Consider the following 18,518-nt stretch of genomic DNA (forward strand, 5'->3'; position numbering starts at 1 on the left):
GTTAAAAACTGGCAGAAGAATCGTTTTTAATATCAAAACGGGACGTACAAGCTAAGGATAAAGCTGGCTTGTATTTTTATTGCATTCTATGTGTGAAAAGACGTCATAGAGGCACTTCTCCATGTAAATAAGGAGGACCATTTATGGAGGATGCAGTTAACGAGTACCTATTATCATTTATTGATCCGAAAGATAAATTAATTCTTGAAATGGAAGAATATGCAACAGAAAATCATGTGCCGATTATGGATCGACTTGGAATGGAATTTATGCTGCAATTTTTACGTTTAATTGGACCGAAAAGCATTTTAGAACTTGGAACAGCAATCGGTTATTCTAGTATTCGTATGATGCAAGCTATTCCAAATTCACGTATTGTGACAGTTGAGCGCAATCGTGAGCGATATGAAAAAGCACTTGAATATATAGAACGTTCCCCAGTAACAGATCGTATTTCAGTTATTTACGGTGATGCGTTAGAGACAGGTGAACAAGTAAAAGAACACGGGACATTTGACGTTATTTTTATTGATGCAGCAAAAGGACAGTATCGTCGCTTTTTTGACTTATATGAACCGTTATTAAATCCTGGTGGCGTAATTATTTCAGATAATGTTATGTACCACGGTCTTGTAACGACAAAAGAGAAAATTGAAAACAGACGTACACGTGGTTTAATCCGTCGTATTAAGACGTACAATGAGTGGCTTATGAACCATGAAGGATATGATACAACGATTTTCCCAATTGGTGATGGAGTAGCTGTTAGTAAAAAGAGAGGGTGACCAAGGTATGAAGAAACCTGAATTGTTAGTAACGCCAAGAGCGGTGGCGGATATCGAACAACTTGCGAAAGCAGGAGCAGATGCGGTAATGATCGGTGAGCAAAAGTTTGGTTTACGTTTAGCAGGGGAGTTTTCACGTGAAGATGTAAAACAAACTGTGAAGATTGCACATGAAAATGGTGTGAAAGTATACGTAGCCATGAACGCTATGTTCCACAACGATAAAGTAGAAGAATTAACAGATTACGTTTCATTTTTAAACGAAGTAAATGTAGATGCAATTGTTTTCGGAGATCCAGCGGTATTAATGGCTGTTCGTGAAGTAGCACCAAATATGCAGTTGCACTGGAATACAGAAACGACAGCAACAAACTGGTTCACTTGTAATTACTGGGGACAAAGAGGATCAAAGCGTGCTGTATTAGCTCGTGAGCTTAGCTTAGATGAAATTGTTGATTTAAAAGAAAATGCTGAAGTGGAACTGGAAGTACAAATTCACGGTATGACTTGTATGTTCCAATCGAAGCGTTCATTAGTAGGAAACTACTTTGAGTATCAAGGACGTAATCTTGACATTGAAAAGAAAAAATATGAAGAGAATATGTTCTTATATGACCCAGAGCGTAACAATAAATATCCAATTTATGAAGATGAAAATGGTACTCACATTATGAGTCCGAACGACATTTGTTTCATCGATGAATTAGAGGAACTAATCGATGCTGAAGTTGATAGCTTAAAAATCGACGGTGTACTAAAAAGCTCTGAATACATTATTGAAGTAACGAAGAAATATCGTCAAGCGATTGATTTATGCGTAGAAGATCGTGATGCATATTATGACGTGAAAGATGATCTATATAAAGAAATAGAAGAAATGCAACCAGTAAATCGTCCGTTAGATACAGGATTCTTCTTTAAAGAAACGGTTTACTAAACGAGGAGGGTGTAGGAAATGACTGTACAAGAAATTTCACGAGTGATCGATGGCAAACGTGTTATTGTGAAGAAACCTGAACTGTTAATCCCTGCGGGTAACTTAGAAAAATTAAAAGTAGCTATCCATTACGGGGCAGATGCTGTATATTTAGGTGGACAAGAATTTGGTCTTCGTTCGAATGCAGGTAACTTTACGCTAGAAGAAATGGCAGAAGGCGTTGAGTTTGCAAAGAAGTATGGAGCAAAAATATACGTAACAACAAATATCTTTGCACATAATGAAAATATGGACGGGCTAGAGGAATATTTAAAAGGGATTGAAAAAGCTGGCGTAACGGGAATTATCGTTGCTGATCCGCTTATCATTGAGACTTGTAAACGCGTAGCGCCTTCTGTTGAGGTGCATTTAAGCACACAGCAATCACTATCCAACTGGAAAGCAGCACAGTATTGGAAAGAAGAAGGTTTACATCGTCTTGTATTAGCTCGTGAAGCAAGCTATGAAGAAATGAAAGAAATTAAAGAAAAAGTGGATATTGAAATTGAAGCGTTCGTCCATGGTGCAATGTGTATCGCATATTCAGGAAGATGTACATTAAGTAACCATATGACAGCGCGTGATTCTAATCGTGGTGGTTGTTGCCAATCTTGCCGCTGGGATTATGATTTAGTTCAAACAGTATCACAACATAAAGATGCAAAAGAGCTTCCTCTATTCCAAGAAGGAGATGCTCACTTTGCGATGAGTCCAAAAGATTTAAATTTAATTTTATCAATTCCAAAAATGATTGAAATCGGAATCGATAGCTTAAAGGTAGAAGGACGTATGAAATCAATCCATTACGTAGCGACTGTAGCAACTGTATATCGTAAAGTAATTGATGCGTATTGTGCGGATCCAGATAACTTTGAGTTTAAACAAGAATGGTTAGATGAGCTTGATAAATGTGCAAATCGTGATACAGCTCCTGCCTTCTTTGAAGGGGTTCCAGGACATCAAGAGCAAATGTTTGGAAATCATAGTAAGAAAACAACGTATGATTTTGCTGGTTTAGTGTTAGATTATAATGAAGAAACGGGCATCGTAACGATTGAGCAACGTAATCATTTCAAACCAGGACATGAAGTGGAGTTCTTTGGACCAGAAATAGAAAACTTTACGCAAACGGTGGAGAAAATTTGGGATGAGGATGGAAACGAATTAGATGCAGCGAGACATCCGTTGCAAATCGTGAAATTCAAAGTGGATCAACGAGTGTATGTGAATAATATGATGCGCAAAAGCATACTTCAATAAGAAAGAGTGATAGTCGAATGGGGACGAATAAGCCTGTTGTAATTGGAATTGCTGGTGGTTCGGGATCAGGTAAAACGAGTGTAACGAAAGCGATTTTTGACCATTTTAAAGGTCATTCTATTTTAATCTTAGAGCAAGATTATTATTACAAAGATCAAAGCCATTTACCAATGGAAGAGCGTTTAAAAACAAATTATGATCATCCGCTTGCGTTTGATAATGATCTGTTAATTGAACATTTGCAGCAGTTGCTTGCATATGAGCAAATTGATAAGCCTGTATATGACTATACATTGCATACGCGTTCAGAAGAAATTATTCCGGTTGAGCCGAAAGATGTAATTATTTTAGAAGGAATTCTTATTTTAGAAGACCCACGTCTTTGCGAGTTAATGGACATTAAATTATTCGTTGATACGGATGCTGACCTTCGTATTCTGCGCCGCATGCAACGTGATATTAAAGAGCGCGGTCGTACGATGGATTCAGTTATTGATCAGTACGTAAATGTTGTACGTCCAATGCACAATCAATTTATTGAGCCTTCTAAGAAATTTGCGGATATTATTATCCCTGAAGGTGGACAAAACCACGTTGCAATTGATATTATGGTGACAAAAATTGCAACAATTCTTGAACAAAAAGTAAATTTGTAATAGCATAGTAAAAGATATACGGTAGGAAGGGATTTTTTCCCTTCTTATCGAATACAATGAAACATGCAACCTCATCTATATATAGGTGAGGGCATATTTATATCAACTTTCCATACATATCTTCTTTATATAAAGAAGAATTGGAAATACGGGGTTGTATGTGACAACTCCGCTAGTGCAAGGGTACTAGAAACCTCCGCTAACAATGGAAGCGGAGGAGTTTTCATATGGAACTCCTCTTTTTTTTCGGGGGATTGGTATATAAAAGGAGTGGAAAATATGTCAACAGAAAAAACATACCCTATGACGCAAGAGGGTAAGCAAAAACTAGAGAACGAACTTGAGCAATTAAAAACAGTAAGACGTAAAGAAGTAGTAGAACGTATTAAAATCGCACGTAGCTTCGGGGATCTTTCTGAGAACTCTGAGTACGATGCAGCGAAAGATGAGCAAGCGTTCGTAGAAGGACGTATTACACAATTAGAAAATATGATTCGTAACGCAGTTATCATTAAAGATACTGGCGAAGTATCTACTGTTGTTACATTAGGTAAAACAGTAACATTTAAAGAATTACCAAACGGAGATGAAGAAGCGTATACAATCGTAGGTAGCGCGGAAGCTGATCCATTCGAAGGAAGAATTTCTAACGATTCTCCAATCGCAAAAAGCTTATTAGGTAAGCAAATTGGTGAGAAAGTAACAATCCAAACACCAGGCGGAGAAATGCAAGTAGAGATTGTCTCTGTAAAATAAAAAAAGATTCTCCTATCGGGAGAATCTTTTTTTTCTGTCGAATGAAAAAAATTGTGTAAACCTTAGAGTGATTCGACAAAAAATGTCAAAAAAACACTTTAAGCTTTGATATCATAATTAGAGACCATAGGTTTTAAAAGGGAAAAGGGGCTAATTATGAAACATAAAATCTTTACAGGATTGGTTTGTAGTATCTCCATATTAGGACTTGCTGCATGCGGAACGAATGAAGAAACTACATCATCAAAGGGAGAAAAAGTGAAGCAAGAAGAAAAAAAGGATATTAAAGCAACTGAGAGTTCAAAAGCCTTAGAAAATCCACAAGATAAAAAGGAATTTAATGATTTTGATGTAGCGTATCAATTAGCAATTGTCATGAAAATATTTCAAGATGTAACGATTAAGTATGATTACGCAATTGGGAATCCAGATTATTTATTGCGAGATTCGATGGATCAAAAAACAATAGATGATATGAAGAATATGTTACAAGAACAGGCGAAGAATAATGATAAAATTTTAAAAGATGAAGTGAATCAAGCATATACATATTTAAAACAATCGAAAGTAAGTAATAAAGATGATATTCAAAAAATAATAGATGCACAAAATAATTATTTACATATTGTAGATAAGATGATTACTTGTATTGATTCTGTAACAGTTGAGAATGCAAAAGAAAAAAGAAATGAAATGGATAATCTTAGTAAGGATTATTTAAAAATAGCGGCTAATGTAACAACCACTGTAATTGAAGTTGCTAAAAACACTGGAGTGAATGAAACTGAATTTAGATCGCTTCTTATGAAATTTTTAGAGAAGCCAAAGAAACAATAATAGCCTTATATAATATCTGTTTTTGTTTTGGAGATTGTATAAATAAAATAGTACCTCGTCTAAACTACAATAGACGAGGTGTTTTTTATGAAAATAAAACGGAGAATTACAATTGTTTTAATTTGTTTTATGAGCGTTATGTTTGTATTGCTTTGTCGTTTAATCCAAATTCAAATTATAGATACAGAATCATTTACTGATCGCAAAATAAATTTAATTGAAAAAAGTGTTACGCAACGCACACAATCCATTACAGTAGACGATGGACGTGGGCAGTTTATAGATCGTAATGGTAAAAAAATAGGTGAGGAAAAATATCCTGTTTTAATTATTTTTCCATTTTTACAAATAAAAAATGACATGTTAGAGAAAATCGCGCATATCATTGGTGTGTCGAGACAAGAGATTAGAAGACAAATGAAAAATAATAAAAATGCATTTACACTACAAGGAGAAACTGCTCCATTTCGAGTGACACGAGAGCAGATGGAGAAGGTAAATGAATTACATGTATTAGGTATTGTAGCAGCTGAAGTGCGATTAAAACAAACTGGAGAGATAAATCATTTAATTGGTGATGTAGGGGAGAACGAAAGGGAGTTTCAAAAGCGATATGGAGAATTGAAAAGAATCTCAAAACAAACGCCGATAGGTATTTCAGGATTACAGCAATCATTTGATGAATTTCTATTGACTGATGGAGAGGCAAAAGTATTATATCAAGTAGATCGGCAAGGAGAACCAATTTTCGGAAAGCAAGCGAAATACACTTCACCAGGAAATCCATTTTATCCAGTTAGGATTCAAACTACTTTACATAAAGAGTTGCAGCAAAAGGCAGAAGAAGTGATTGAAGCGAATGAAATAAAGAAGGGGGGACTAGTATTACTTGATGTAAAGACAAATGAAATATTAGCGATGGCTAGTAAGCCGTCTTTACAAGTAAGGGATGAGAATTTATATAAAACTACACTTGAAAATCAAATGTTAACGCCACATTTTCCAGGCTCTGTTTTTAAAACAGTAGTTGCAGCTGCAGTCATTGATCAAAAAGTAAATTTGTTTAATCGGACATTTAACTGTAATAAAGATTTATATGGTGAAAACGACCCGCAAGTTAGGATGGGTACACTTAACTTTAAAGAGAGCTTTGCTAGGAGCTGTAACAGGACATTTTCCGAGTTAGGTAACGAGCTATTACAAAAGGATAAGACGGTGCTAGAAACATACGTAGCAGCTTTAGGAGCAAATGAAAAGGTTGGATGGAAAGGTTCTGTATTTCATACACCTCATTTTGAGCAAATGCCAGAAGAAAAGGGTACTACTATTTGGGGGAATGAAGAAAATAAAAATAGTGAAAAAGCGGTAGAACAAACAGCAATTGGACAGAAAGATGTACGTATATCACCTCTAGCAATTGCAAATATGATGGCGACGATTGCGAGGAATGGAGAAAAGATGGAAGTGAAAGCAGTTGAAAAAATAGTATATAAAAATGGAGCGGATTTTTTTACATTTGAGAGCCATACGTTAAATGGAAAACAGCTTTCGTATGAAACAGTGAAAACATTACAAGAGTTATTAAGAGGCGTTGTAACAAGGGAGAAAGGAACAGGAACGGCATTCCGTTCGTTGCCACTAAGTGTCGCTGGAAAATCCGGGACAGCGCAAACAGGGAAAGGGACGAGGGTGAATCGCTGGTTTGCAGGTTATTTTCCGTATGAGAATCCAAGATATGCTTTAGTTGTTGTTGATCTAGAGACTGATAGCAAAGTGAATAAAGTTACACCTATTTTTAAAGATATGATAGGAGCAATCTATCAATTGGAGAATGAAAAGTAATCTTGCAATTTATAGTGAAATGTCTTCATTTCATGAAAATATCATTGTAAATGTTCAACCTTTCTAGATTTAATGTTACAATAGCAATTAGGAAAAACTGCATGGAGGTTTGGAGAATGGCAGGAGGATCAAGATTCCAACAGAAACAACAAAAACGTCGTCAAAACGGTGTTTTAAATATTGCAATCGCTATTGTATTACTATTAGTAGCTATTGTAGCATATCAATTGTTCGTTCCTAGTACGAAAGAGCAAGCATCTTCTACTGATAAGAAAGTCTCTCAACAAACAACAAAGAATGAGAAAGCTGGAAAATCAGAAGATAAAGAATCTGCTAAGAAAAAAGAAAAAGAACAAGAGCAAGCAGAAGCTAAGAAAAAAGCTGAAGAAGAGAAGCTAAAGGCTGAAGAAGAACAGAAAAAAGCTGAAGAAGAAGCGAAAGCTAACGAGAAAGTATCAGCTGAGAAAACTGTATCTAAGGCAAAAGAGGCGTATACAAAACCTTCTTGGAAAGCTGTAGGAACAGAACAAGGTTCATCACCAGCGATGACGTTTAAACAGGGTTCATCAGATTGGAATGAGATGCAAAGTGCAATTGCTGCAGGTGTTGAAGTACCGAAAGAGCAATTAGTATTCCATTTTGTTGGAAGAGACAAAACTGGAAAGAGCAAAGCTTATGGTGATGTTCAAGATAAGCAAAGTGGGAAAAGATATTATGTAAATATTGATTGGGTAGACAATGAGGGCTGGAAACCAGTACTTGTTCAAACTCTAAACTAAAAAAGAGAGGCTCCTTAGGAGCTTCTCTTTTTTGTTAACGCAATTTCTTTAATTTAAAATGAACAACCGCGCTATAATACGGTCTTTTGCTTTCAGGATCCATAACCATTTGATGTGAGATGTGATGAACTTCAAGCATAAGTGCTTTATTATTATCAATTTGTTCACTAATTTTTCGTTCTAAAGAAGCTAAGTCTCCCGCTTCAAAAAACTCTACTTTATCTTCTAACATTTCAAAGGTAAATGACATGAAGACGGCCCCTCTCCTATGTAATCAACTATAGTGTAACAAAGAAAAGAAGGAAATACCATGTACATTTCAATTGACATTTTTAGAAAGAGGGAATATCATACTGATAAAACCGATAAGAAAAAGGGGAATTTTTATGGGTACAGAATTTAATGGTTTATTTGATGAGTGGGCTCATACGTACGACTCATTTGTACAAGGCGAAGATATACAATATAAAGAAGTTTTCGCCCATTATGAGGACATTCTAGAGGATGTAGTTCACAAGTCATTTGGTAATGTATTAGAATTTGGTGTCGGTACAGGTAATTTAACAAATAAATTATTACTTGCTGGCCGCACAGTTTACGGTATAGAACCGTCGCGTGAAATGCGCATGATTGCAAAAGAGAAATTGCCAAAAGAATTTTCAATTACAGACGGTGATTTTCTTTCGTTTGAAGTTCCAAATTCAATTGATACCATTGTAAGCACCTATGCATTTCATCATTTAACAGATGATGAAAAAAATGTAGCGATTGCGAAGTATAGTCAATTGCTAAACAAAGGTGGTAAAATAGTGTTTGCTGATACGATATTTGCAGATCAAGATGCATATGATAAAACTGTTGAAACAGCAAAACAAAGAGGTTTCCACCAGTTAGCAAACGATTTGCAAACGGAATACTATACACGTATTCCAGTTATGCAGACTATTTTTGAAAACAATGGCTTCCATGTAACGTTCACGAGATTAAATCATTTCGTTTGGGTAATGGAGGCAACTAAGCAATAGAAAGAGGGATTAGATTGAGAATTGCTGTAATTGGAGCAATGGAAGAAGAAGTACGTATTTTACGTGACAAATTAGAACAAGCAGAGACAGAAACGGTTGCAGGTTGTGAATTTACGAAAGGGCTATTAGCAGGGCATGAAGTAATCTTGTTAAAGTCTGGTATTGGTAAAGTAAACGCAGCGATGTCAACGACAATTTTATTAGAAAAATATAAGCCTGAAAAAGTAATTAATACTGGTTCAGCTGGTGGATTCCATCATTCTCTAAACGTTGGTGATGTAGTTATTTCCACTGAAGTTCGTCACCATGACGTAGATGTAACAGCATTTAACTATGAATATGGTCAAGTACCAGGAATGCCGCCTGGATTTAAAGCTGATGAGGCGTTAGTTGCATTAGCTGAGAAATGTATGCAGGCTGAAGAAAATATTCAAGTTGTAAAAGGTATGATTGCAACAGGTGATTCATTTATGAGTGATTCGAACCGCGTTGCAGCCATCCGTGATAAATTTGAAAATCTTTATGCGGTAGAAATGGAAGCAGCAGCTGTTGCACAAGTATGCCACCAATATGAAATTCCGTTTGTTATCATTCGCGCACTTTCTGATATTGCTGGTAAAGAATCAAATGTTTCATTTGATCAGTTTTTAGATCAAGCAGCTCTTCATTCTACAAACTTTATCGTAAAAGTGTTAGAAGAGTTAAAGTAATGTAACAAAAAGGCAACTGTCTCATATAAAGAAAATACATACAGTTGCCTTTTCTTTATTGGCAAACAAGGGGGAGAACACGATGAATGTATATCGTGGAGTTCATGAGTTAATTGGTCATACACCAATTGTAGAAATTACTCGTTTTTCACTTCCGAAAGGAGTCCGTTTATTTGCAAAGCTTGAATTTTATAACCCAGGCGGAAGCGTTAAGGATCGTTTAGGAAGAGAATTAATCGAAGATGCGCTAGAAAAAGGGCTTGTGACCCAGGGTGGAACAATTATTGAACCGACTGCTGGGAATACTGGTATTGGACTGGCACTTGCAGCATTAGAACATGATTTACGTGTTATTGTTTGTGTACCAGAGAAATTTAGTATTGAAAAACAAGAATTAATGAAAGCACTAGGTGCAACGGTCGTGCATACACCGACTGAGCAAGGAATGACCGGTGCAATTGCTAAAGCAAAAGAGTTAGTAAATGAACTACCGAATTCATACTCTCCAAGTCAGTTCGCAAATGAGGCAAATCCTCGTGCATATTTTAAAACACTAGGACCTGAACTGTGGGACGCATTGAATGGAGAGATTAACATATTTGTTGCTGGAGCAGGAACTGGCGGTACGTTTATGGGGACTGCATCTTATTTGAAAGAAAAAAATATAGATATTAAAACAGTTATCGTAGAGCCAGAAGGATCTATTTTAAATGGTGGTAAGGCTGGTTCACATGAGACCGAAGGAATTGGACTGGAATTTATCCCGCCATTTTTGAAGACATCTTATTTTGATGAAATTCATACGATTTCTGATCGAAATGCATTTTTACGAGTGAAAGAATTAGCGAAAAAAGAAGGACTTCTCGTTGGGAGCTCTTCAGGAGCAGCATTTCATGCGAGCTTACTTGAGGCCGAGAAGGCAGCACCAGGTACAAATATTGTAACGATTTTTCCTGATAGCAGTGAGCGCTATTTAAGTAAAGACATATACAAAGGATGGGAATAAAAAATGAGAGCAAAGACAAAGTTAATTCATGGTATTCGCATAGGAGAACCTTCAACTGGATCTGTAAACGTACCGATTTATCAAACAAGTACGTACAAACAAGAAGCAGTTGGTAAGCATCAAGGATATGAATATTCACGTACAGGTAACCCAACACGTGCAGCTTTAGAAGAAATGATTGCTGTATTAGAAAATGGGCATGCTGGATTTGCATTTGGTTCAGGAATGGCTGCTATTACAGCGACAATTATGTTGTTCTCAAAAGGTGACCACGTTATTTTAACAGATGATGTTTATGGCGGAACATACCGCGTTATTACGAAAGTATTAAACCGTTTCGGTATTGAGCATACATTTGTAGATACAACAAACTTAGAGGAAGTTGAAGAAGCGATTCGTCCAAATACGAAAGCAATTTATGTGGAAACACCAACGAACCCACTACTAAAAATTACTGATATTAAGAAAATATCTACTCTTGCTAAAGAGAAAGACCTATTAACAATTATTGATAACACATTCATGACGCCATATTGGCAGTCGCCGATTTCTTTAGGAGCAGATATTGTGCTTCATAGTGCAACGAAATATTTAGGAGGTCATAGTGATGTAGTTGCAGGTTTAGTAGTTGTAAATAGCCCACAACTAGCAGAAGATCTTCACTTTGTACAAAACTCAACAGGAGGTATTCTTGGGCCACAAGATAGCTTCTTACTACTTCGCGGTTTAAAAACATTAGGAATTCGTATGGAAGAACATGAAACGAATTCACGTGCTATTGCTGAGTTCTTAAATAATCATCCAAAAGTAAATAAAGTATATTACCCAGGTCTTGAATCACATCAAAATCACGAATTAGCAACAGAACAAGCAAACGGGTTTGGTGCTATTATCTCATTTGATGTAGATAGTGAAGAAACATTAAATAAAGTACTTGAGAAACTACAATACTTTACACTTGCTGAAAGCTTAGGAGCGGTAGAAAGTTTAATTTCTATTCCATCTCAAATGACACATGCATCAATCCCGGCTGATCGCCGCAAAGAATTAGGAATTACAGATACATTAATTCGTATTTCTGTCGGTATTGAAGATGGTGAAGATTTAATTGAAGATTTAGCACAAGCGCTAGCATAATAAAAAACGCACTGCTCTATATTAGCAGTGCGTTTTTTTATTACGTCTTTTTGTGAAACATTTCACAAAATAGACATACACAAACGAAATGATTTCATGTATATTGAATTCAGGAAACGTTACTCACGAACAAACTTGTGAAACTTTTCACAAACAATGAAATTCATGTAGGAAAGCATCTCTATTTTTTTGTGTTAATTGGGACTTATTTTGACCTACAGGGACATATAAGGACCGTAATAGTAGAATAGGAGGAAATTCACATGGTAGTCAAAGAGAAAGTTGTAAATGAAATGCAGGAAGTAAAAAAGATGATTGATACGCTAGTAAATAATGGTCAACAAGCTTTACAAGCATTAGAAAGTTTTACACAAGAGGAAATTGACAACATTGTTCATGAAATGGCATTAGCAGGTGTTGATCAACATATGCCGCTAGCAAAATTGGCAGTTGAAGAAACTGGCCGTGGTGTATATGAAGACAAATGCATTAAAAATATTTTTGCCACTGAATATATTTGGCATAGTATAAAGCAAGATAAAACGGTAGGGATTATTCACGAAGATCCTCATGAAGAAATAATAGAAATCGCGGAACCTGTCGGTGTAGTAGCTGGAGTAACACCAGTAACGAATCCAACGTCGACAACAATGTTTAAAGCGTTAATTGCGATAAAAACAAGAAATCCAATTATTTTCGCATTTCATCCTTCCGCACAAAAATGTTCTGTGGCAGCAGCGAAAACAGTATATGATGCAGCGATGAAAGCTGGTGCACCAAAACACTGTATTCAATGGATTGAAAGACCGTCTGTTGAAGCGACGAAACAATTAATGAACCATGATGGTGTAGCACTCGTTCTAGCAACTGGAGGCGCTGGTATGGTGAAATCAGCTTACTCTACTGGAAAACCAGCGTTAGGCGTTGGTCCTGGTAATGTACCGTGTTATATAGAAAAATCAGCACATGTAAAACGAGCTGTTAATGATTTAATTTTATCGAAAACATTTGATAACGGTATGATTTGTGCATCGGAACAAGCGATCATTGTCGATAAAGAAATCTATGATGATGTTAAAACAGAAATGGTTGAAAACAATTGTTACTTTGTAACAGAAGAAGAAAGAAAAAAATTAGAAAAGCTCGTTATAAATGAAAATACATGTGCAGTAAATAGTGATATTGTAGGGAAATCAGCACAGTATATTGCCGATTTAGTTGGGATTACTGTTCCTGAACATACAAAAATGCTTGTAGCTGAAATTCAAGGTATCGGAGCAGCATATCCATTATCTCGTGAGAAACTGAGTCCAGTATTAGCTTGTGTGAAGGCGAATTCATTAGAAGAAGGATTTACATATTGCGAAGAAATGTTGAACCTCGGTGGTTTAGGACATTCAGCAGTTATCCATTCTACAAATAAAGATGTGCAAAAGCAATTTGGGTTACGTATGAAAGCTTGCCGTCTCATTGTAAATGCACCTTCATCACAAGGTGGAATAGGGGATATATATAATGGATTTATTCCATCACTTACACTTGGTTGTGGTTCATACGGAAAGAATTCAGTTTCCCAAAATGTAACAGCGACTCATTTATTAAATATAAAAAGGCTGGCAAATAGAAAAAAGAATATGCAGTGGTTCAAACTGCCACCAAAAATTTATTTTGAAAAACATGCTACAGCTTATTTAGCAAATATGCCTAACATTTCACGTGCATTTATTGTAACGGACCCCGGAATGGTTGAACATGGCTATGTCGATACAGTCGCGCACTATTTAAACAAGCATGCAAATGATGTGAAAGTTGAAGTTTTCTTTGAGGTCGAACCAGATCCATCAGATGAAACTGTTTTCAAAGGTGCGGAAATGATGAGAAGCTTTAAGCCAGATGTAATTATCGCACTTGGTGGTGGTTCAGCTATGGATGCAGCAAAAGGAATGTGGTTATTCTATGAGCATCCAGAAACGACATTCTATGGTATTAAACAGAAATTTTTAGATATAAGAAAACGTACATGTAAATATCCGGAATTAGGAAATAAGGCGCAGTTTGTTGCGATTCCAACGACATCAGGAACGGGATCAGAAGTGACACCATTTGCGGTTATTACAGATAAGAAAAATAATATAAAGTATCCGCTCGCAGATTATGAATTAACACCAGATGTAGCAATTGTTGATCCACAATTTGTAATGACAGTACCACCACATGTAACAGCAGATACTGGTATGGATGTTTTAACACATGCAATTGAGGCGTATGTGTCTGTTATGGCAAATGACTATACAGATGGATTAGCATTAAAAGCTATTGATCTCGTATTCAAATATTTACCGAGAGCATATAAAGATGGAAATGATGAAGAAGCAAGAGAAAAAATGCATAACGCTTCTGCAATTGCAGGGATGGCATTTGCAAATGCTTTCCTCGGTATTAATCACAGCTTAGCACATAAGATTGGACCAGAATTCCATATTCCGCACGGACGCGCAAATGCCATTCTAATGCCGCACGTAGTCCGCTATAATGCTATTAAGCCAAGAAAACACGCATTGTTCCCAAAATATGAGCACTTTGTGGCAGATGAAAGATATGCACATATAGCGAGAATGCTCGGGCTTCCAGCAAGTTCGGCAGCAGAAGGGGTGGAATCACTCGTCCGAGCAATTATTGAGCTTGGAAAAAGCTTAAATATTAATATGAGTATTGCGGGACAAGGAGTCGATAAAGAGCAATTTGAAGAGGTTGTTGGAGTATTAGCAGAAAGAGCTTTTGAAGATCAATGTACAACTGCTAATCCAAAGTTACCGCTTATTTCAGAGCTGAAAGAAATTTATATGGAAGCATATAAAGGTGAATAATGATAAAAAAAGAGCCGCAGTAAAAGCGGCTCTTTTTTTATTGGAAAACATCTCCCAGAATGGCTGTATTTACTGGTCTTTCAGTTTCATAGAATATGATACAGTGAAATGGAGGAGTGAGAATATAATGAAAGAATTAAAAGGAAAAATAGAAGATTATACTCGGTTTGGACAAATGCTTCTCGCTGTAAGTACATTGTTAATGGTTGGCTTATTGATTCCGAGTGGAGCAAAAGAGACAATCCAATTTTTTGTTATGATGGGGAGCATCGTTATATTTTTAAGCTTATCGTTCTTTTTCTTTCAGCGTGTGAAAGTGATGCGTGACCAGCTAGAGGAAAATGAATGTGAATAATATTGTTAACTAGAGCGCAGCGAAAAGAAAAAATCTTTTTGTCGCGCTTTTTGTTTTTTGTAGGAAAATATATGCATTTCGTGTTGACAATGATAATCCTTATCAATTAAAGTATAATAGTGGTTAATGATTATCATTATCAATTAGAGGTGAAGAAATGAAAAAATCTATTACGCTATTTACAGCGATTTTATCTATTTTTTTCTTGTTAATAGGTTGCAGTGCCAAAGGGGACGAAAAAGCGTCTGCAACCAAAACAGAAAAAGGAAAAGAGAAAATCGAAATTACCGACCTATCAGGAAGAAAGGTAACATTCGATAAAGTGCCAGAAAGTTTTGCAACATTAAGTATGGGGGACATGGATATTATTCATGCTTTAGGTGGAAAAATAGTAGGTCGCCCGGATACGAAATTAACTCTTCCAGAGGAGTTAAAGAAAGCACAAGTAATTGGGAATGCACATCAACCGAATTTTGAGCAAATTGCTAGTTTGAAGCCCGATGTACTTGTTGCTAACAATGGATTCCAAAAGAATGTGCCAACGGTTGAAGGACAAGGAACGCAAGTTATCATTTCTTCTGCGAATTCTGTACAAGATATTCAAAAGAATATTGAATTATATGGAACGGTAATGAAGAAAGAAGATAAAGCAAAAGAAATTAATCAAAAAATGAATGATCAAATGAAGAAATATGAGAAAAAAAGCGATGTGAAAGCATTGTTAGTGTATGGCGCACCAGGAACTTATTTAGCGGCATTACCAACATCTTTATCAGGTGATATTTTAGAAAAAACAGGCGGAAAAAATATTGCTTCTGATTTTCCAGAAACGAAAGAATATCCGCAATATGCACAGCTAAGTGTAGAACGTATTATTGAGGCGAATCCAGATGTCATTTATTTAATTACACACGGAGATCCAAAAAGTGTGAAAAAAGCATTCGAAGGCGAAATGATGAAAAATGAAGCGTGGAAAAATTTAGAGGCAGTAAAACAAAACCGCGTAGTTATTTTGCCACCTGATTTATTTGGATCTAATCCTGGTACAAAAGTTACAGAAGCAATGGACTTTATGTATAAAAGTATACAAGATGTAAGGAAATGATACGTATGGAAAGTAGTGAAGTAGTAAGAGAAAAGGAACATCCTTTTGCGAAAAAAAGATGGATAATAGCAGTTACTTTAGTTGTATTAACAATCCTAGGTCTCTTTTACGGTCTCTTCGCAGGAAGTTTATCCTTTTCTGTACGAGATATTTTAACAGGTATACAAGAGGAAGGTTCGACAGTTCATCGAATTGTATGGGATCTTCGCATACCGAGAGTGCTCATTGGGTTTATAGTAGGAACATGTTTAGCTGCATCTGGTACACTGCTACAAGGGGTTATGAGAAACCCTCTTGCAGATCCTGGTATTATCGGAGTTTCATCTGGGGCAGGCCTTGTAGCAATTGTCATCATGATTTTATTCCCACAGCATCTAGCTTTTTTACCACTAGGGGCGTTTTTAGGAGCTTTCATAACAGCAATGGTTATTTATGCTTTATCATGGCAAAAAGGGGCACCACCTTCAAGAATCGTCTTAGTAGGGGTGTCGATCAATGCATTAATTGGTGCAGCAACGTCAGCATTAATGTTATTACATAGTGACAAAGTACAATCGGTGTTACCGTGGCTAGCGGGCGGTATTGGTGGTGTAAGTTGGGCACATTTAAACATGATTATTTATTATGCAATATTCGCCATTATATTAGCTTTCTTTGGTATTAAGCATATTCGAGTGTTAATGCTTGGAGATGAAATGGCAAAGTTATTAGGACATAACGTGGAAAAAAGTCGGTTTTATTTAATCGTAGTAAGTACATTATTAGCTGGAATTGCAGTAAGTGTGTCTGGTCTTATTGGATTTGTCGGTCTTGTCGTACCACATATGCTACGTTTATTAGTTGGAAATGATTATAGATATTTGCTACCTTTATCATGCCTTGGCGGCGGGGTATTACTTGTTTTTGCGGATGCAATAGCTCGAAGTTGGTTTGACCCAATCGAATTGCCTGTTGGTATTTTACTGTCCTTCTTAGGTGGTCCGTTCTTCTTATATTTAATTCATAGAGGAGGAAAACAAAGTGATTTCCGTTAACAAAGTGTTTTACGCACACTCTGAAAGATTTCAAATGCAAAATATGAATGTACATATTAAGGTTGGAGAAATCGTTAGTTTAATTGGTCCGAATGGATCGGGAAAATCTACTTTGCTTCGTTTAATAGCAAGGCTACTGAAACAAAGCGAAGGGGACATCATTTTAGATGGGAAAAATATTCATATGATGAAGAGTGCTGATGTAGCGAAGCAATTAGCAATGTTACCACAAATGCATGATCATCAATTAGATTTAACAGTGAAAGAACTAATTGAGTTCGGAAGAGGTCCACATAAATCATGGAGTAGCCACTTAAATAAAGAAGATGAAGAAATTGTTGATTGGGCATTGTCTGTTACAAATCTTGAAGGGTATGAATATCGTCTTTTACATTCTTTATCAGGAGGGGAACGGCAACGTGCTTGGATTGCGATGACGCTAGCGCAACGTACAAATGTCTTATTATTGGATGAACCAACAACCTTTTTAGATATCGTTCACCAGTTGGAAGTAATGGAACTTGTTAAACGATTAAATGAGGAGTTTGGAATGACAATTATAATGGTTTTGCATGACATTAACCAAGCTGCTCAATATAGCGATCGTTTACTTGTATTAAAGCGAGGAAAAATTCAGTATGATGGTATACCAGAAGAAGTACTATGCCATGAAATGTTTCAACATGTGTTTGGCATAGATGTAGATATTTTTCAGGGAAGTGACAAGCCTTTTTTTACACCGAAACGAATTTCTAAAAGGGGAGAAGAGCGATGCAAGCAGAAGAGCGTATTACCATTGAATTAGTAAGAGAATTTGTTATGGCAGCTCACGGGGATTTAGAGAAAGTACAAGAGCTATTGGTTGAATCACCAAGCTTACTTCACGCCTCTTATAATTGGGGTGGATCAGATTGGGAAAGTGCGTTAGGCGCATCGGCACATGTAGGTCGTAAAGATATTGCTCTTTATTTACTAGAAAAGGGTGCTCGGATGGATATTTTTGCAGCAGCTATGCTTGGTGAATTAGAAGTTGTACAAGCTATTTTAGTAGCTCAACCAGAAGCATTGCGTGCATCTGGTCCTCATGGTATTTCTCTTCTTCAACATGCACGAATGGGTGGAGAGAAATCTAAGCGTGTATATGATTATTTAGCAATACTATCTTAATGAACGGAAGAAGTTCTTATGTGCGGTAAACTTTTCACTTGAAACAATTGGAAAGTTTACCGCCCGTTAGAACGGGATAAGTATCTAGTATATTTGAAAATCCTACACCCCCCCATGCCTATCCACTTAAGAATGGAAACACAATGAACTTTCGTTCATATAACCAAAAAACTCTCGAAATATTTGGTATCTTTAAAAATGGGCATACCAAATAAACCTAG

Annotated in this window: 19 protein-coding genes; 18 read left to right on the forward strand and 1 reads right to left on the reverse strand. The window is 36.4% G+C overall.

Annotated features, from left to right (window positions below):
* Positions 1-143 precede the first annotated feature (143 nt).
* From ACS2CR_RS25345 to ACS2CR_RS25380, 8 genes are all read left to right on the forward strand, one after another.
* A complete protein-coding gene (locus ACS2CR_RS25345) occupies positions 144-785 on the forward strand; it encodes an O-methyltransferase (RefSeq protein ID WP_000389102.1) in 642 nt (213 codons plus the stop codon).
* 7 nt (positions 786-792) lie between these two features.
* On the forward strand, positions 793-1,722 hold the full coding sequence (locus ACS2CR_RS25350) for a peptidase U32 family protein (protein ID WP_000742811.1): 930 nt from the start codon (positions 793-795) through the stop codon (positions 1,720-1,722).
* An 18-nt stretch (positions 1,723-1,740) separates the two neighbouring features.
* Positions 1,741-3,021, forward strand: a complete 1,281-nt coding sequence (locus tag ACS2CR_RS25355; protein WP_000217974.1) for a peptidase U32 family protein — start codon at positions 1,741-1,743, stop codon at positions 3,019-3,021.
* A 17-nt stretch (positions 3,022-3,038) separates the two neighbouring features.
* Complete coding sequence (udk, locus tag ACS2CR_RS25360) at positions 3,039-3,677, forward strand: uridine kinase (protein ID WP_000537078.1); 639 nt, start codon at positions 3,039-3,041, stop codon at positions 3,675-3,677.
* Positions 3,678-3,956: 279 nt separating this feature from the next.
* The gene (gene greA / locus ACS2CR_RS25365) at positions 3,957-4,433 is read left to right on the forward strand and encodes a transcription elongation factor GreA (protein WP_000102591.1); all 477 of its coding nucleotides are present in this window, start codon (positions 3,957-3,959) and stop codon (positions 4,431-4,433) included.
* A gap of 156 nt (positions 4,434-4,589) precedes the next feature.
* The gene (locus tag ACS2CR_RS25370; RefSeq protein WP_000680878.1) at positions 4,590-5,270 is read left to right on the forward strand and encodes a hypothetical protein; all 681 of its coding nucleotides are present in this window, start codon (positions 4,590-4,592) and stop codon (positions 5,268-5,270) included.
* 87 nt (positions 5,271-5,357) lie between these two features.
* Positions 5,358-7,112 (forward strand): peptidoglycan D,D-transpeptidase FtsI family protein, encoded by a 1,755-nt coding sequence (locus tag ACS2CR_RS25375; RefSeq protein ID WP_053512762.1) that lies wholly within the window; start codon positions 5,358-5,360, stop codon positions 7,110-7,112.
* 116 nt (positions 7,113-7,228) lie between these two features.
* A complete protein-coding gene (locus tag ACS2CR_RS25380) occupies positions 7,229-7,891 on the forward strand; it encodes a YrrS family protein (protein WP_000897099.1) in 663 nt (220 codons plus the stop codon).
* A gap of 34 nt (positions 7,892-7,925) precedes the next feature.
* On the opposite strand, the gene ACS2CR_RS25385 is transcribed toward ACS2CR_RS25380, so the two are convergent.
* Positions 7,926-8,141, reverse strand: a complete 216-nt coding sequence (locus ACS2CR_RS25385; protein WP_000010984.1) for a YrzA family protein — start codon at positions 8,139-8,141, stop codon at positions 7,926-7,928.
* Between the two features lie 136 nt (positions 8,142-8,277).
* Between ACS2CR_RS25385 and ACS2CR_RS25390 the strand changes: the two genes are divergently transcribed.
* The 10 genes from ACS2CR_RS25390 (at position 8,278) to ACS2CR_RS25435 (ending at position 18,297) form a co-directional block, all read left to right on the forward strand.
* Entirely contained in the window at positions 8,278-8,916 is a 639-nt protein-coding gene (locus ACS2CR_RS25390) for a class I SAM-dependent methyltransferase (RefSeq protein WP_000536310.1), read from the forward strand.
* A 14-nt stretch (positions 8,917-8,930) separates the two neighbouring features.
* Complete coding sequence (mtnN, locus tag ACS2CR_RS25395) at positions 8,931-9,626, forward strand: 5'-methylthioadenosine/S-adenosylhomocysteine nucleosidase (protein ID WP_021728408.1); 696 nt, start codon at positions 8,931-8,933, stop codon at positions 9,624-9,626.
* A gap of 82 nt (positions 9,627-9,708) precedes the next feature.
* Entirely contained in the window at positions 9,709-10,632 is a 924-nt protein-coding gene (locus ACS2CR_RS25400; protein ID WP_001103880.1) for an O-acetylserine dependent cystathionine beta-synthase, read from the forward strand.
* A gap of 3 nt (positions 10,633-10,635) precedes the next feature.
* Positions 10,636-11,769 (forward strand): bifunctional cystathionine gamma-lyase/homocysteine desulfhydrase, encoded by a 1,134-nt coding sequence (locus ACS2CR_RS25405; protein WP_001201908.1) that lies wholly within the window; start codon positions 10,636-10,638, stop codon positions 11,767-11,769.
* Between the two features lie 263 nt (positions 11,770-12,032).
* Positions 12,033-14,636 (forward strand): bifunctional acetaldehyde-CoA/alcohol dehydrogenase, encoded by a 2,604-nt coding sequence (gene adhE, locus ACS2CR_RS25410; protein ID WP_053512763.1) that lies wholly within the window; start codon positions 12,033-12,035, stop codon positions 14,634-14,636.
* Positions 14,637-14,763: 127 nt separating this feature from the next.
* Positions 14,764-14,991, forward strand: coding sequence for a YrhC family protein (locus ACS2CR_RS25415; protein ID WP_000661265.1), 228 nt, complete (start codon positions 14,764-14,766; stop codon positions 14,989-14,991).
* Positions 14,992-15,148: 157 nt separating this feature from the next.
* Positions 15,149-16,096 carry an ABC transporter substrate-binding protein gene (locus tag ACS2CR_RS25420; RefSeq protein ID WP_000748457.1) on the forward strand — a complete coding sequence of 316 codons (948 nt, stop codon included), beginning with the start codon at positions 15,149-15,151 and terminating at the stop codon, positions 16,094-16,096.
* 5 nt (positions 16,097-16,101) lie between these two features.
* Positions 16,102-17,130 carry a FecCD family ABC transporter permease gene (locus ACS2CR_RS25425; protein WP_002101338.1) on the forward strand — a complete coding sequence of 343 codons (1,029 nt, stop codon included), beginning with the start codon at positions 16,102-16,104 and terminating at the stop codon, positions 17,128-17,130.
* A complete protein-coding gene (locus ACS2CR_RS25430) occupies positions 17,117-17,935 on the forward strand; it encodes an ABC transporter ATP-binding protein (protein WP_000626551.1) in 819 nt (272 codons plus the stop codon). The genes ACS2CR_RS25425 and ACS2CR_RS25430 overlap by 14 nt, the downstream gene beginning before the upstream one ends.
* Complete coding sequence (locus ACS2CR_RS25435) at positions 17,902-18,297, forward strand: ankyrin repeat domain-containing protein (protein WP_001147403.1); 396 nt, start codon at positions 17,902-17,904, stop codon at positions 18,295-18,297. Before ACS2CR_RS25430 ends, ACS2CR_RS25435 begins: the two co-directional genes overlap by 34 nt.
* The last annotated feature ends 221 nt before the right edge of the window (positions 18,298-18,518 follow it).

Origin of the sequence: Bacillus cereus group sp. BceL291 (assembly GCF_051776705.1) — a bacterium.
Lineage (GTDB): Bacteria > Bacillota > Bacilli > Bacillales > Bacillaceae_G > Bacillus_A > Bacillus_A cereus.

What these genes read in the sequence shown, in the direction of transcription:
- ACS2CR_RS25345 (WP_000389102.1), top strand. Translation starts at nt 144, where the DNA reads ATGGAGGATGCAGTTAACGAGTACCTATTATCATTTATTGATCCGAAA.
- ACS2CR_RS25350 (WP_000742811.1), top strand. Translation starts at nt 793, where the DNA reads ATGAAGAAACCTGAATTGTTAGTAACGCCAAGAGCGGTGGCGGATATC.
- ACS2CR_RS25355 (WP_000217974.1), top strand. Translation starts at nt 1,741, where the DNA reads ATGACTGTACAAGAAATTTCACGAGTGATCGATGGCAAACGTGTTATT.
- udk (WP_000537078.1), top strand. Translation starts at nt 3,039, where the DNA reads ATGGGGACGAATAAGCCTGTTGTAATTGGAATTGCTGGTGGTTCGGGA.
- greA (WP_000102591.1), top strand. Translation starts at nt 3,957, where the DNA reads ATGTCAACAGAAAAAACATACCCTATGACGCAAGAGGGTAAGCAAAAA.
- ACS2CR_RS25370 (WP_000680878.1), top strand. Translation starts at nt 4,590, where the DNA reads ATGAAACATAAAATCTTTACAGGATTGGTTTGTAGTATCTCCATATTA.
- ACS2CR_RS25375 (WP_053512762.1), top strand. Translation starts at nt 5,358, where the DNA reads ATGAAAATAAAACGGAGAATTACAATTGTTTTAATTTGTTTTATGAGC.
- ACS2CR_RS25380 (WP_000897099.1), top strand. Translation starts at nt 7,229, where the DNA reads ATGGCAGGAGGATCAAGATTCCAACAGAAACAACAAAAACGTCGTCAA.
- ACS2CR_RS25385 (WP_000010984.1), bottom strand. Translation starts at nt 8,141, where the DNA reads ATGTCATTTACCTTTGAAATGTTAGAAGATAAAGTAGAGTTTTTTGAA.
- ACS2CR_RS25390 (WP_000536310.1), top strand. Translation starts at nt 8,278, where the DNA reads ATGGGTACAGAATTTAATGGTTTATTTGATGAGTGGGCTCATACGTAC.
- ACS2CR_RS25400 (WP_001103880.1), top strand. Translation starts at nt 9,709, where the DNA reads ATGAATGTATATCGTGGAGTTCATGAGTTAATTGGTCATACACCAATT.
- ACS2CR_RS25405 (WP_001201908.1), top strand. Translation starts at nt 10,636, where the DNA reads ATGAGAGCAAAGACAAAGTTAATTCATGGTATTCGCATAGGAGAACCT.
- adhE (WP_053512763.1), top strand. Translation starts at nt 12,033, where the DNA reads ATGGTAGTCAAAGAGAAAGTTGTAAATGAAATGCAGGAAGTAAAAAAG.
- ACS2CR_RS25415 (WP_000661265.1), top strand. Translation starts at nt 14,764, where the DNA reads ATGAAAGAATTAAAAGGAAAAATAGAAGATTATACTCGGTTTGGACAA.
- ACS2CR_RS25420 (WP_000748457.1), top strand. Translation starts at nt 15,149, where the DNA reads ATGAAAAAATCTATTACGCTATTTACAGCGATTTTATCTATTTTTTTC.
- ACS2CR_RS25425 (WP_002101338.1), top strand. Translation starts at nt 16,102, where the DNA reads ATGGAAAGTAGTGAAGTAGTAAGAGAAAAGGAACATCCTTTTGCGAAA.
- ACS2CR_RS25435 (WP_001147403.1), top strand. Translation starts at nt 17,902, where the DNA reads ATGCAAGCAGAAGAGCGTATTACCATTGAATTAGTAAGAGAATTTGTT.